The 12,780-nt window shown below is 71.2% G+C and carries 11 protein-coding genes and 1 tRNA gene; 2 read left to right on the forward strand and 10 right to left on the reverse strand.

The annotated features are described in order from the left end of the window. The 10 genes from ACIWVC_RS11060 to ACIWVC_RS11105 form a co-directional block, all read right to left on the reverse strand. Entirely contained in the window at positions 1-897 is an 897-nt protein-coding gene (locus ACIWVC_RS11060) for a glycosyltransferase family 2 protein (protein ID WP_396449651.1), read from the reverse strand. Positions 898-969: 72 nt separating this feature from the next. Next, complete coding sequence (locus tag ACIWVC_RS11065; RefSeq protein WP_396449674.1) at positions 970-2,232, reverse strand: sulfate adenylyltransferase subunit 1; 1,263 nt, start codon at positions 2,230-2,232, stop codon at positions 970-972. Between the two features lie 44 nt (positions 2,233-2,276). Continuing rightward, the gene (gene cysD / locus ACIWVC_RS11070; RefSeq protein WP_396449652.1) at positions 2,277-3,194 is read right to left on the reverse strand and encodes a sulfate adenylyltransferase subunit CysD; all 918 of its coding nucleotides are present in this window, start codon (positions 3,192-3,194) and stop codon (positions 2,277-2,279) included. Positions 3,195-3,297: 103 nt separating this feature from the next. Continuing rightward, positions 3,298-4,314, reverse strand: a complete 1,017-nt coding sequence (locus ACIWVC_RS11075; RefSeq protein WP_396449653.1) for an inositol monophosphatase family protein — start codon at positions 4,312-4,314, stop codon at positions 3,298-3,300. Positions 4,315-4,397: 83 nt separating this feature from the next. Then, entirely contained in the window at positions 4,398-5,873 is a 1,476-nt protein-coding gene (locus ACIWVC_RS11080) for a sugar transferase (RefSeq protein ID WP_396454098.1), read from the reverse strand. Positions 5,874-6,126: 253 nt separating this feature from the next. Next, positions 6,127-6,702 carry an aminoacyl-tRNA hydrolase gene (gene pth, locus ACIWVC_RS11085; RefSeq protein WP_396454099.1) on the reverse strand — a complete coding sequence of 192 codons (576 nt, stop codon included), beginning with the start codon at positions 6,700-6,702 and terminating at the stop codon, positions 6,127-6,129. 99 nt (positions 6,703-6,801) lie between these two features. Further along, positions 6,802-7,428 carry a 50S ribosomal protein L25/general stress protein Ctc gene (locus ACIWVC_RS11090; RefSeq protein WP_396449656.1) on the reverse strand — a complete coding sequence of 209 codons (627 nt, stop codon included), beginning with the start codon at positions 7,426-7,428 and terminating at the stop codon, positions 6,802-6,804. Between the two features lie 238 nt (positions 7,429-7,666). After that, positions 7,667-8,647, reverse strand: coding sequence for a ribose-phosphate diphosphokinase (locus tag ACIWVC_RS11095; RefSeq protein WP_396449657.1), 981 nt, complete (start codon positions 8,645-8,647; stop codon positions 7,667-7,669). A gap of 168 nt (positions 8,648-8,815) precedes the next feature. After that, the gene (gene glmU / locus ACIWVC_RS11100; protein WP_396454101.1) at positions 8,816-10,255 is read right to left on the reverse strand and encodes a bifunctional UDP-N-acetylglucosamine diphosphorylase/glucosamine-1-phosphate N-acetyltransferase GlmU; all 1,440 of its coding nucleotides are present in this window, start codon (positions 10,253-10,255) and stop codon (positions 8,816-8,818) included. Between the two features lie 168 nt (positions 10,256-10,423). Then, positions 10,424-10,495, reverse strand: a tRNA-Gln gene (locus ACIWVC_RS11105). Positions 10,496-10,909: 414 nt separating this feature from the next. Between ACIWVC_RS11105 and ACIWVC_RS11110 the strand changes: the two genes are divergently transcribed. Next, positions 10,910-11,863: an acyl-CoA desaturase gene (locus ACIWVC_RS11110; RefSeq protein ID WP_396449659.1), complete on the forward strand. Its 954-nt coding sequence runs from the start codon at positions 10,910-10,912 to the stop codon at positions 11,861-11,863. A gap of 53 nt (positions 11,864-11,916) precedes the next feature. Further along, complete coding sequence (locus ACIWVC_RS11115; protein ID WP_396449660.1) at positions 11,917-12,663, forward strand: TetR/AcrR family transcriptional regulator; 747 nt, start codon at positions 11,917-11,919, stop codon at positions 12,661-12,663. The last annotated feature ends 117 nt before the right edge of the window (positions 12,664-12,780 follow it).

The raw sequence follows: 12,780 nt of genomic DNA on the forward strand, positions 1-12,780 counted from the left end.
TCAGATGCCGCGGCCCCGGGTGTGCAGGGCGAGCAGGACCCGCTTGCCGGACACGACACCGGACGCGACGGCCAGCGCGAACGGCACGCGGCGCTCGGCGGGGTTGGCCCTGATGGCGCGCGCCGACCAGCGCAGCGCGTCCCTGCGGCGGCCGACGGTCGCGCAGCCGAAGGCGAGCTGGCCGTAGACGCGCCCGGCGGCGCCCGGCACCTTCCCGATCTCCGGGTAGTGCTCCAGGAACCACTCCAGCGCGGCCACCTTCGTCTCCCACGCCTGCGCGTAGTACGACGTCAGGCCCCACAGGACCCGGACGTACGGCTCGTCGACGTTCACCACCGGGTGGCGGCGGGCGGCGCGCAGCGCGAGGTCCCAGTCCTCGCCCTGGCTGCCGGGGATCGTCTCGTCCACCATGCCGATGTCGATGAGCGGCTCGCGGCGCGCCACGTAGGTGGACGAGTGGACGCTCATCATCCGGTCGCGGATCAGCGCGTCGTAGGTGACGCGCCCGGTTCCGGCCAGCCGGGGCAGCTCGCGCCCGTCGAAGTCGATGAGGATGCCGGAGCTGCACAGCACCGCGTCCGGCTCGCCTTCGAGCGCCTTCACCTGCGCGGCCAGCTTCCCGGGCAGCCACTGGTCGTCGTCGTCGCAGAACGCGACGAGGTCGGTGTCCAGCGCGAGGATGCCGGAGTTGCGGGCGCCGGCGAGGCCCGGCTCCCGGGTGTTGGCGATGACCTCGACGCGGTCGCCCGCGAGCGACATGTCCGGCTCGGCGCGGTCGAAGACGACCACCGCGCGCAGCTCGCCTTCGTAGTCCTGCGCGAGGACGGACTCCAGCGCGCGGCGCAGCAGCTCCGGCCGGTTGTGCGTCGGGAGGACGACGCCGACGGATGGGGGCATCGAGGGCCTGCCTAGGTCGGGGGTCGGAGGGGAGGGCGGCGCCGCGGGGCCGGGCGGCCCCGCGGCGTACGGTCAGCGCGCGCCGATGATCATGCCAGCGGCGACGGTGTTGTTGGTGGCCTCGTCGATCAGGATGAAGCCGCCGGTGAGCCGGTTGCGGGCGTAGTCGTCCACGAACAGCGGCTGGGTGACGCGGAGCGAGACCCGGCCGATCTCGTTCAGGCCGAGCGACGCCGCCTCCTCGTCGCGGTGCAGGGTGTTGACGTCCAGCCGGTAGTGCAGGTCCTTCACCAGCGTCTTCGCGGTGCGGGTGGTGTGCTTGATGACCAGCTTGGAGCGCGGGGCGAGGGTGCGGTCCGGGGTCATCCAGCAGACCATCGCGTCGAGGTCCTGGGCGGTCTCGGGACGGTTGTTGGGCCGCGCGATCATGTCGCCGCGGGAGATGTCGATGTCGTCGGCGAGCCGGAGGACGACCGACATCGGGGAGAACGCCTGCTCCACCGGCCCGGACGGCCCGTCGATATGGGTGATCGTCGTGGTCAGCCCGGACGGCAGGTGCACGACCTCGTCGCCCGGCTTCAGCACGCCGCCCGCGACCTGCCCCGCGTAGCCGCGGTAGTCGTGCAGCTCGGGGTCGGTCGAGGCGTGCGGCCGCACCACGTACTGCACCGGGAACCGCACGTCGATCAGGTTCCGGTCGGACGCGATGTGCACGTGCTCCAGGTGGTGCAGCAGCGACGACCCCTCGTACCACGGCATGTTCACGCTGCGCTCCACGACGTTGTCGCCGTGCAGGGCGGAGATGGGGATGAACGTCAGGTCGGTGATGTCGAGCTTGGAGGCGAACGCGGTGAACTCGTCCACGATCTGCTCGTAGACGGCGCGGTCGTAGTCGACGAGGTCCATCTTGTTGATCGCCACGACCAGGTGCGGCACCTGCAGCAGCGTGGTGAGGAACGCGTGCCGGCGCGACTGCTCCAGGATGCCCTTGCGGGCGTCCACCAGGATGATCGCGAGGTCGGCGGTCGAGGCGCCCGTCACCATGTTCCGCGTGTACTGGATGTGCCCCGGCGTGTCCGCGATGATGAACTTGCGGCGCGGCGTCGCGAAGTACCGGTAGGCGACGTCGATCGTGATGCCCTGCTCCCGCTCGGCGCGCAGGCCGTCGGTGAGCAGCGCCAGGTTCGTGTACTCCTCGCCGCGCTCGGTGCTCGTGCGCTCCACCGACTCCAGCTGGTCCTCGAAGATCGACTTGGAGTCGAACAGCAGCCGGCCGATCAGCGTCGACTTGCCGTCGTCCACGCTGCCGGCGGTGGCGAACCGCAGCAGGTCCATCGGCTTGCCCGCCGGCCCCGCCTGAGCGGGCTCGTTCCCGGCCATCAGAAGTAGCCCTCCTTCTTGCGGTCCTCCATCGCGGCCTCGCTCGTCCGGTCGTCGGCGCGGGTCTGGCCCCGCTCGGTGATCCGGGTCGCCGCGATCTCCTCGATCACCTCGTCCAGCGTCGCCGCCGACGACTTCACCGCGCCCGTGCAGGACGCGTCGCCGACCGTCCGGTACCGGACCGTCGCCTCGAACTCCGGCTCGTCGTCGCCGCGGTTCGCGAAGCCCGTCTCGGCGTCCAGCAGCAGCCCGTCGCGCTCGAACACGCGGCGGGTGTGCGCGAAGTAGATCGAGGGCAGCTCCAGCCGCTCCCGGCGGACGTAGTCCCAGATGTCGAGCTCCGTCCAGTTCGACAGCGGGAACACCCGGACGTGCTCGCCCTGCTGGATCCTGGTGTTGAACAGGTTCCACAGCTCCGGGCGCTGGTTCTTCGGATCCCACTGGCCGAACTCGTCCCGGAACGACACCACCCGCTCCTTGGCGCGGGCCTTCTCCTCGTCGCGCCGCGCCCCGCCGAACGCCGCGTCGAACCGGTGCTCCTCGATCGCGTCCAGCAGCGGCACGATCTGCAGCCGGTTCCGGGACGCCCGGCGCCCCTTCTGCTCGGCCACCCGGCCGCTGTCGATCGCGTCCTGCACCGACGCCACCACCAGCCGCACGCCCAGCTCGGCGACCCGCCGGTCGCGGAACTCGATCACCTCGGGGAAGTTGTGCCCGGTGTCGACGTGCATCACCGGGAACGGTATCGGCGCCGGCCAGAACGCCTTCTCGGCGAGGCGCAGCATGACCAGGCTGTCCTTGCCGCCGGAGAACAGCAGCACCGGCCGTTCGAACTCGGCCGCCACCTCCCGGAAGATGTGGATCGACTCGGCTTCAAGGACGTCCAACTGGGACAGCAGATAATCCGAACGCTGCATGGTCTGGGGCTCTCTCCACGCTCTCTGGCAGATGCAACCGGTGGCCGCGGGACGCGACGTCCCACAGGGACGAACCGCGGCCGATCGCGATTCACTCCCGGATTCAGCCGGGCAGTGCGCCGCTCACTTCCCCCTTGCGGGGGGAAGGCCCCCCGCGCCCCCCGGCGAGGAGAGGGGCGATGCCGGTCAGCAGCGTCGGCGCCGACTCGGGATGGCACACCAGGATATCCGGGAGCCGCGGGTCCTCCCGGTTGTACTCCAGCGGCGACCCGTCGACCCGGGACGCGTGCGCCCCCGCGCCGAGCGCCACCGCCGCCGGCGCCGCCGAATCCCACTCGTACTGGCCGCCGGCGTGCACGTACGCGTCGACCTCGCCGAGCAGCACCGCGGAGATCTTCGCCCCCGCCGAGCCGATCGGCACCAGCTCCACGTCCATGCCGCCCGCGGCGGGATCCCCCGCGCCCCCCGGCCCCGCGGCCGCGAGCCGTTCCGCCAGCTGCCGGACGAACTCGGGCGGGCGCGTGCGGCTCACCGCGATGCGCAGCTTGCCCGCGTCCGGCGCCGGAACGTGCAGCGGCACCTCCCGCGGCTGCACGGCGCCCGCGCCGCCCGCCTCCGGGCCGGGCTCCCCCGGCTCCGTGCGGACGAGGGCGGCGCCGCCCGTCGCGTCCGTGCGCAGCGTCAGGCCCTGCGCCGGCAGCGCCACCGCGCCGGCGGCCAGCCTGCCCCGCCCGGACTCGTCCCGCTCCCACAGCGCGACGTGGACGGCCCAGTCGCGGCGGCCCTCCTCGGAGAACTCGCGAGTCCCGTCCAGCGGATCGACGATCCACACCCGGCGGGCGGCGCGCCGCCCGGCCGCGGACGTGTTGCGGGTCGGCGCGCGGTCGTCGCCCTTCGAACGCTTCCCCGCGACGGAGGAACGGCCCTCCTCGGACAGGACGGCGTCGCCGGGACAGCGTTCCGCGAGGGCCGCCATGAGGTACTCGTGCGCCCGCAGGTCGCCGGTGTCCTTCAGGACCCGCGCGTCCGCGAACCCGACCTCGTCCCGCACGCCCAGCAGCAGCCGCCCCGCCGCGCCGGCGAGCTCCGCCGCCAGCGCGTGGTCGTCCACATCCGTCATCCGCTGATCACATTCCCGACTCGAATGGTCTGTTCGATCTACTTTCTCATGCATACCCGAGCCGGCCCGATGCCCGGGTCCCCTCAGTAGGCGCCGGAGCCCCGGAACACCGCGGACCACGTCTTCCACATGATCTGCAGGTCCATCGCGAACGTCCAGTTGTCGACGTAGCGCAGGTCGAGACGCACCGACTCCTCCCACGACAGGTCCGAGCGGCCGCTCACCTGCCACAGGCCCGTCAGCCCCGGCTTCACCACCAGCCGCCGGTACACGTCGCCGCCGTACTGGGCGACCTCCTCCGGCAGCGGCGGGCGCGGGCCCACCAGCGACATGTCGCCGCGCAGCACGTTGAACAGCTGCGGCAGCTCGTCCAGCGAGTAGCGGCGCAGCCAGCGCCCCACCCGGGTGATCCGCGGGTCCTCGCGGATCTTGAACAGCACGCCGTCGTTCTCGTTGAGCTGCATCAGCTCGACCTTGCGGGCCTCGGCGTCCTGCACCATCGTGCGGAACTTCAGCACGGTGAACTCCCGGCCGCCGCGCCCGACCCGGGTCTGCCGGAACATCACCGGGCCCGCGCTGGTCAGCTTGATCAGCAGCGCGACGATCAGCATCAGCGGGCTCAGCACCAGCAGCCCGGCGAGCGCGGCCGTCCGGTCGAACAGGCTCTTGAAGACCTTGCGGCCGCCGTCCAGCTCCGGGTGCTCCACGTGCAGCAGCGGCAGCCCCGACACCGGCCGGATCGAGATGCGCGGGCCGGTCACGTCCATCAGCGCGGGCGCCACCACCAGCTCGATGTCGTCGCGCTCGATCTGCCACGCCAGCCGGCGCAGCGCCACCCCGTCCATCTCCGGGCAGGCGAGCACCGCCACCGAGTCGGCGCCGATCCGCTCGGCGACCGCCGCGGCCTGCGCGAAGTCGCCCATCACCGGGACGCCCTCCACCTCGGCGACCGCGTCGTCGCCGGACGCGAGCGCGGGCGGCAGGCACACCGCCGCGATGTCCATGCCGTGGTAGCGCTTCTTGCGCAGCTCGCGGATCAGGTCGGCCACCGACGTCCGGTGCCCCACCGCGACCACGCGCCGCATGCACTCGCCGTTCCAGCGCTTCTTGTGCAGCCGCTTGCGCAGCCGGTACCGGGCGGTCAGCGCGAGCAGCGTGCCGAGCGGCAGCGCCATCACCACGTAGCCGCGCGCCACCTCGGTCTTCGTCGCGTACGCGACGATCGCGACGGCCGCGGTCAGGATGAACCCGGCGCGCAGCACCCGGTGGAACTCCTCGTACCCGACGCCGATGTACCGGGGCTGGTACGCCCGGCACAGCATCAGCGTCGGCAGCCACACGACGGGGAGGAGGACGGTCAGCGCCACGTACGGCGCGTTCAGCTCCGTCGGGACGCCCGGGAACCGCAGCACGAACGCGATCACGCCGGCCATCAGCATGCTGAGGACGTCGAGCCACTTCGCGACCCGGCGGTATCTGACACTCCAGTTCTGCGACGGCGCGCGCCCCTGCTCATGGCGGGTCGATGACTCGGCCTGAACCTTGTCAACGACGGCCATAGACCACTCACCAATCCCCTGTAACACGCGCCCCGTCAGCGCGATTCACACCGAAGACGGTTGAACGTCGCCTCAGGTTCACATGCACCTGGAACCTCGTTCGAGCAGCATCTTACGGGTGCTTTGCCGTGGTCACGGCGGGAACGCGGCCATCGCCCCGGCAACGTCCGGGAATTTGGGCTTATCCGGACAAAAGGAATGCGACCGGGGGTATGGCCGCCGTCTGTCCAGAGCGATCCGTGGCCGGATCCGGTCAGCTCGCGTGAAAGACGTTCTGCGCCACGGCCAGCCCGTCCGCCATCAGCGCCTCCACCGCGTCCGCCGCCCGGTCCAGCTCCAGGTCGAGGTCCTTGCGCTCCGCCGCGGAGAAGTCCTTCAGGACGAACGCCGCCGCGTCCATCCGCCCCGGCGGCCGGCCCACCCCGAACCGCACCCGCAGGTACTCCCTCGACCCGAGCGACTTCGTCACCGACCGCAGCCCGTTGTGACCGTTGTCACCGCCGCCCCGCTTCAGCCGCACCGCGCCGAACGGGATGTCCAGCTCATCGTGGACGACGATCAGCCGCTCCACCGGGACCTTGCAGAAGTCGCACAGCCCCTTCACGGGCCCGCCCGACTCGTTCATGAACGACCGCGGCTTCGCCAGCACCACCCGCGCCCCCGCGAGCCGGCCCTCCAGCACCTCCGCCCGCGCCCGGTGCGACTTGAACCGGCCCCCGGCCCGCGCCGCCAGCACGTCCAGCACCATGAACCCCGCGTTGTGCCGGTTCCGCGCATACGACGGGCCCGGGTTGCCCAGCCCCACCACCAGCCAGAGATCCGCGCTCACCCGAACTCCTCACGCACGAGCACGGCCCCCGCCGGTGCGCACACCCGCGGGGGCCATGGAAAGAACCACTGCGACCGGCTGAGCGCGGCCGCGCCTGCGTCACTCGGCGGCGGGCTCGGCCTCGCCCTCGGCGGCCGGCGCGCCCTCGCCCTCCGCGGCCTCCGCCGCGGTCTCCGGCTCCGTCGCCGCCGTGGCGTCGGAGATCTGCAGGATCAGCGTCTCCTCGTCGGCGGCCAGCGTCGTCCCCTCCGGGAGCTTCAAGTCCTTCGCGAGCACCTGCGTGTCGATCTCCAGGCCGGTGATGTCGAGGTCGACCGACTCCGGGATGTGGGTGGCCTCCGCCTCCACGGAGATCTCCACCGCCGTCTGCGCCACCTGCCCGCCCGCGACCACGTCGCCGACGACGTTCACCGGCAGGTCGACGACGACCTTCTCGCCGCGCTTCACCAGCAGCAGGTCGACGTGCTCCAGGAACCCCTTGATCGGGTCGCGCTGCACGTCCTTCGGCAGCGCCAGCTCCGTCCCGTTGCCGAGCCCCTCGATGGTCAGCAGCACGTTCGGGGTCTTGAGCGCCAGCATCAGATCGTGGCCCGGCAGCGAGATGTGCTGCGGGTCGGTGCCGTGACCGTAGAGGACGGCGGGCACCCTGCCGGCCCGGCGGGTGCGCCGCGCGGCACCCTTACCGAACTCGGTGCGCGGCTCGGCGGCGATGCGTACCTCGGACACGGCGAAAACTCCCTGCTTGTTGCGATCCACGGCCGTCCGGCGCCCGGACGTCCGCTACGGACAGTTGCGATCCTCGCACGCCGACCACGGGCGGGCGACCTCAAAGATTCGTTGCGTCCCCCGGGGAGTGCGGCTCCTGCGTCGGCACCGCACTGAAACGACCCGGAGGCATGCGCGATTCACAGAGTCTAGCCGATCGGCACCGCGCCCCAAGCCAGAGCCCCGCCTTCGCGGCCGGCTAGCTGTGCCCGCCGAAGAGGCTGGTGACCGAGCCGTCGCTGAAGACCTCGTTGATCGCACGGGCGACCAGCGGGGCGATCGACAGGACGGTCAGCTTGTCGAACTGCTTGTCCTCGGGGATCGGCAGCGTGTTCGTCAGCGCCACCTCGGAGATCCGCGAGTTCTTCAGCCGGTCCACCGCCGGACCCGACAGCACGCCGTGCGTCGCCGCGACCACGACCCGCGCCGCGCCCTGCTCGAACAGCGCGTCCGCCGCCTTCACGATCGTCCCGCCGGTGTCGATCATGTCATCGACCACCACGCAGGTGCGGCCCTCCACCTCGCCGACGACGTCGAAGACCTTCACCTCGTTCGCCACGTCCGGGTCGCGCTTCTTGTGGATGATCGCCATCGGCACGCCGCCCAGCCGGTCCGACCACCGCTCGGTGACCCGCACCCGGCCCGCGTCCGGCGCGACCACCGTCACCTGCGAGGTGTCCAGCCGGCTCTCGAAGTGCCGGGCCAGCAGGTCCAGCGCGAACAGGTGGTCCACCGGGCCGTCGAAGAAGCCCTGTATCTGCGCGGTGTGCAGGTCGACGGTGATCAGCCGGTCGGCGCCCGCCGTCTTGAACAGGTCCGCCATCAGCCGCGCCGAGATCGGCTCGCGGCCCCGGTGCTTCTTGTCCTGCCGCGCGTACCCGAAGAACGGCGCCACCACGGTGATCCGCTTGGCGGACGCCCGCTTCAGCGCGTCCACCATGATCAGCTGCTCCATGATCCACTGATTGATCGGAGCCGTGTGGCTCTGGATCACGAAGGCGTCCGAGCCGCGGACGGACTCCAGGAAGCGCACGAACGTCTCACCGTTGGCGAAGTCGTACGCGGACGTCGGAGTCAGCTCGATGTGGAGGTTGTCGGCGACTTCCCTGGCCAGGTCCGGGTGGGCTCGGCCGGTGAAGAGCATCAGCTTCTTCTGACCGCTCGCTTTGATCCCACTCACCTCTGACAACTCCCCCTCAATGGAACTGTGCCTTACATGTGGGTTGTTGTCCCCACTCCCCGCGCACGCAAGAGTCCGGCACACGGGGTCGCTCTGTTGTCCTCGGAAGACGCCGCTGTCCTCCACGTCCCCGCCTCGGCGGCGGGGAGGTCCTCACCGGGGCCCGCGCTAGGGCGCGCCCTCGTCCTTCGCACGCCGGGCCGCCTCCGCCGCCGGGGTCCCCGGCCGCTTCCGCTCCACCCAGCCCTCGACGTTGCGCTGCCGCGCCCGCGCGACCGCCATCGCCCCCGGCGGGACGTCCTGGACGATCACCGACCCGGCCGCGGTGTAGGCGCCGTCGCCCACCGCCACCGGCGCGACGATCATGTTGTCGCTGCCGATCTTCACGTGCGACCCGATCACGCTGCGGTGCTTCCGCACGCCGTCGTAGTTCACGAACACCGAACTGGCGCCGATGTTCGAGCCCTCGCCGATCTCGGCGTCGCCCACGTAGGTCAGGTGCGGCACCTTCGTGCCCTCGCCGATGTCGGCGTTCTTCGTCTCGACGTACGTCCCGACCTTGGCCCTCCGCGCGAGCCGCGTGCCCGGCCGCAGGTAGGCGTAGGGCCCCACGGACGCCTCGGGCCCGATCTCCGCCTCCACGCACACGGCGTTGATCACGGTCGCGCCCGCGCCGACCCGCGTGTCGGTCAGCGTGCACCCGGGCCCGACCCGCGAGCCCTCGCCCAGGTGGGTCCTCCCGTGCAGCTGCGTCCCCGGGAGGACCTCCGCGTCGGGCTCCGCCGTCACATCGACGTCGATCCACGTGGACGCCGGATCGACGATCGTCACGCCGGCCCGCATGTGCGCTTCGAGAATGCGGTCGTTCAGCTGCCTGCGCGCCTGCGCGAGCTGGACCTTGTCGTTGACGCCCTGGGTCTCCACCCAGTCGGCGACGAGGTGGGCGCCGGCGCGGTGGCCGTCGCCGCGCACGATCGCCACCACGTCGGTGAGGTACTCCTCGCCGCCCGCGTTGTCGGTGGTCACCCGCTTCAGGGCGTCCGCCAGCAGGACGCCGTCGAAGGCGTACATGCCGACGTTGATCTCCTTGATCGCCCGCTGCGCCTCGGTGGCGTCCTTGTGCTCGACGATCGCCTCGACGCTGCCGTCCGCCGCGCGGACCATGCGCCCGTACCCGGTCGCGTCCGGCATCTCGGTGGTCAGGACGGTCGCGGCGTTGCCCTCGCTCTCGTGCACCCGCACCAGCTCCCGCAGCGTCTCGCCGCGCAGCAGCGGGTGGTCGCCGTTGGTGACCACGACGGTGCCGTCCAGCGCGCCGGTCTCCTCCAGCGCCATCCGCACCGCGTGCCCGGTGCCGCCCTGGTGCTCCTGGACGACGGCCTCGGCGTCGGGGGCGTGCTCGGCGAGGTGCCCGACGACCTGCTCGCGCCGGTGCCCGACGACCACGACGAGCCTTTCCGGCTCCAGGTGCCGCGCGGCGGCCAGCACGTGCCCGAGCATGCTGCGCCCGCACAGCTCGTGCAGGACCTTCGACTTGCGGGACTTCATCCGGGTGCCCTCGCCCGCGGCGAGAACGATGACGGCGGCCGGTCGGCTCGCAGCGCTCACAAGGAGGCTCCTCGGCATCGCGGACGGGATCGGTCTCGGACGCGCCCGCCTGCGGGATCGAACCACGGCAGGCCGGAACGCACCCGACACGGGCAGGATACCGCCCACCTGCGACCTGTCACCCCGTCCCCCGCTCCCGGCCCGCACCTGGGGGGACGCTCCACACGGCTCCGGCGCAAGGATTCGAACCTTGTCTAAGGGCACCAAAAACCCTTGTGCTGCCGATTACACCACGCCGGATCAATGCGGACAGTTCGGACAGCAGCCCGAGCCGACCGGGCTCAACGATACCGACACGCGCACATCGAGACCCACTTGATTCCCGGTGACGCGAGAGCGGACTCCGGGCGGCGGAGCGCCGACTCCCCCGCCGGGGCATCCTGACCGAATTACCCGAATCGGTTTAGAACGTCCACCACAGAGCACCTCGAGCCACGGGTCTGCGAGCAAGCTCATGGCGCAGGCTCGGCCCGCCCTGGCTCGTCCCTGCCACGGAGTGTTTCCGCAGCGCTCCGGGGGCGGGGTGCGGGAGGGGTTTATGGCCTGAGAGGCAGTTTCCCCCCGATTTTACCGGTCGAACCTGTCCAACCTACGGTTCCGTAGGTTACGTTGGCGTAGGTAAGGACTGCCTCTAGTCACAGGAAGTGGTGACGCATGACAACTGCTCCAACCGTGGATCCTCCTCGCCGGCGGCCGCGGCCCGAGATCCAGCCCGTATCGCGGGGCAACGCGGAACGGGTGCTCATCGCGGTGTTCACCGGCGTGCCGTTCCTCGCGCTGTTCGCGGCGGTCCCGCTCGCCTGGGGCCGGTTCCTCGGCTGGACGGACGTCGTCCTGACGGCGGTGTTCTACCTGCTGTCCGCCGCGGGCATCACGGTCGGGTACCACCGGTACTTCACGCACGGGTCGTTCAAGGCCCGGCGGGGCCTGAAGATCTTCCTGGCGCTGGCGGGCAGCATGGCGATCGAGGGGCCGGTGATCACGTGGGTCGCCGACCACCGGCGGCACCACAAGCACTCCGACAAGGAGTTCGACCCGCACTCGCCCTGGCGGTTCGGCGACGACTGGAAGGCGCTGACGAAGGGGCTGCTGTGGGCGCACTACGGCTGGCTGTTCGACGCCAACCGGACGTCCAAGCAGCGGTTCGCCAAGGACCTGCTGAACGACCGCGACATCCGGCGCATCCACGGGGCGTTCCCGGGGCTGGTGGCGGTGTCGTTCCTGCTGCCGGCGGTGCTCGGCGGGCTGATCACGATGTCGTGGGCGGGCTTCCTGACCGCGCTGTTCTGGGCCGGGCTCGTCCGGATCACGCTGGTCCACCATGTGACGTGGTCGATCAACTCGATCTGCCACACCTTCGGCAAGGAGGAGTTCGAGGTCCGGGACAAGTCCCGCAACGTGTGGTGGCTGGCGATCCCGTCGCTGGGCGAATCGTGGCACAACCTGCACCATTCCGACCCGACGTGCGCGCGGCACGGGGTGCTGAAGGGGCAGGTCGACATCAGCGCGCGGATCATCCAGGGTTTCGAGAAGGCGGGCTGGGCGTACGACGTCCGGTGGCCGAACAGCGACAGGCTGGCGGCGAAACGCGCGAAGCAGCCGGTTTGACCGTCACAATTGATCCCGTGACAGAACCCGCTCCCAGACCGCGCAGAAAGCGGATGACCGGTAAGGAACGCCGCGAGCAGCTCCTCGACATCGGCCGTTCGCTGTTCGCCGAGCGCGGCCTGGACGGCACCTCGGTGGAGGAGATCGCGTCCGCGGCCGGCGTGTCGAAGCCCGTCGTGTACGAGCACTTCGGCGGCAAGGAGGGCCTCTACGCGGTCGTCGTCGACCGGGAGTTCGAGCGGCTGCTGAAGCTCGTCACGGACTCGCTGGCCTCGGCGATCCACTACCGCGGGAAGCTGGAGAAGGCCGCGCTGGCGCTGCTGGAGTACATCGAGGAGCATCCGGACGGGTTCCGGATCCTGGTCCGCGACTCGCACGGCGGGACGGGCACCGGCAGCTACGCGAGCCTGCTGAGCGAGATCGCGGGCGAGGTGGAGTACGTCCTCGCGCAGGAGTTCGACCGGCACGACTACGACGAGAAGTTCTCGCCGATGTACGCGCAGATGCTCGTCGGCATGGTCGCGATGACGGGCCAGTGGTGGCTGGACGTCCGCAAGCCGCGCCGGGAGGAGGTCGCCGCGCACGTGGTGAACCTCGCGTGGAACGGGCTGTCGGCGCTGGAGCCGAAGCCGTCGCTGGACCCGCGCCGCCGCCGCAAGGAGCGGGAGCGGCAGGAGCGGCGCGCGGAGAAGGCCGCGGCGAAGCTGGTGAAGGCCGAGGAGAAGGCGGCGGCGAAGGCGGAGAAGGAGCGGCGGCGGGCGCGCCGCGACCTGGACGGGGTCGCCGAAGCCTCGACCTGACGCGGACGCGGCGGCCGGTGGCCGCCCGGAGTTCATCCGGCCGGCCACCGGCCAGGGGTCGCCGGGCTCGGGTCGCGAGTCCGGGATCTGCGGACGCCGCCCTTCCGTCCGAGTCGG

The organism is Actinomadura sp., assembly GCF_044508335.1.
Taxonomy (GTDB): Bacteria; Actinomycetota; Actinomycetes; order Streptosporangiales; family Streptosporangiaceae; genus Spirillospora.

Bases quoted from the DNA above. Each gene is read 5' to 3' on its own strand.
- ACIWVC_RS11060 (WP_396449651.1), bottom strand. From the start codon at position 897: ATGCCCCCATCCGTCGGCGTCGTCCTCCCGACGCACAACCGGCCGGAG.
- ACIWVC_RS11065 (WP_396449674.1), bottom strand. From the start codon at position 2,232: ATGGACCTGCTGCGGTTCGCCACCGCCGGCAGCGTGGACGACGGCAAG.
- cysD (WP_396449652.1), bottom strand. From the start codon at position 3,194: ATGCAGCGTTCGGATTATCTGCTGTCCCAGTTGGACGTCCTTGAAGCC.
- ACIWVC_RS11075 (WP_396449653.1), bottom strand. From the start codon at position 4,314: ATGACGGATGTGGACGACCACGCGCTGGCGGCGGAGCTCGCCGGCGCG.
- ACIWVC_RS11080 (WP_396454098.1), bottom strand. From the start codon at position 5,873: ATGGCCGTCGTTGACAAGGTTCAGGCCGAGTCATCGACCCGCCATGAG.
- ACIWVC_RS11110 (WP_396449659.1), top strand. From the start codon at position 10,910: ATGACAACTGCTCCAACCGTGGATCCTCCTCGCCGGCGGCCGCGGCCC.
- ACIWVC_RS11115 (WP_396449660.1), top strand. From the start codon at position 11,917: ATGACCGGTAAGGAACGCCGCGAGCAGCTCCTCGACATCGGCCGTTCG.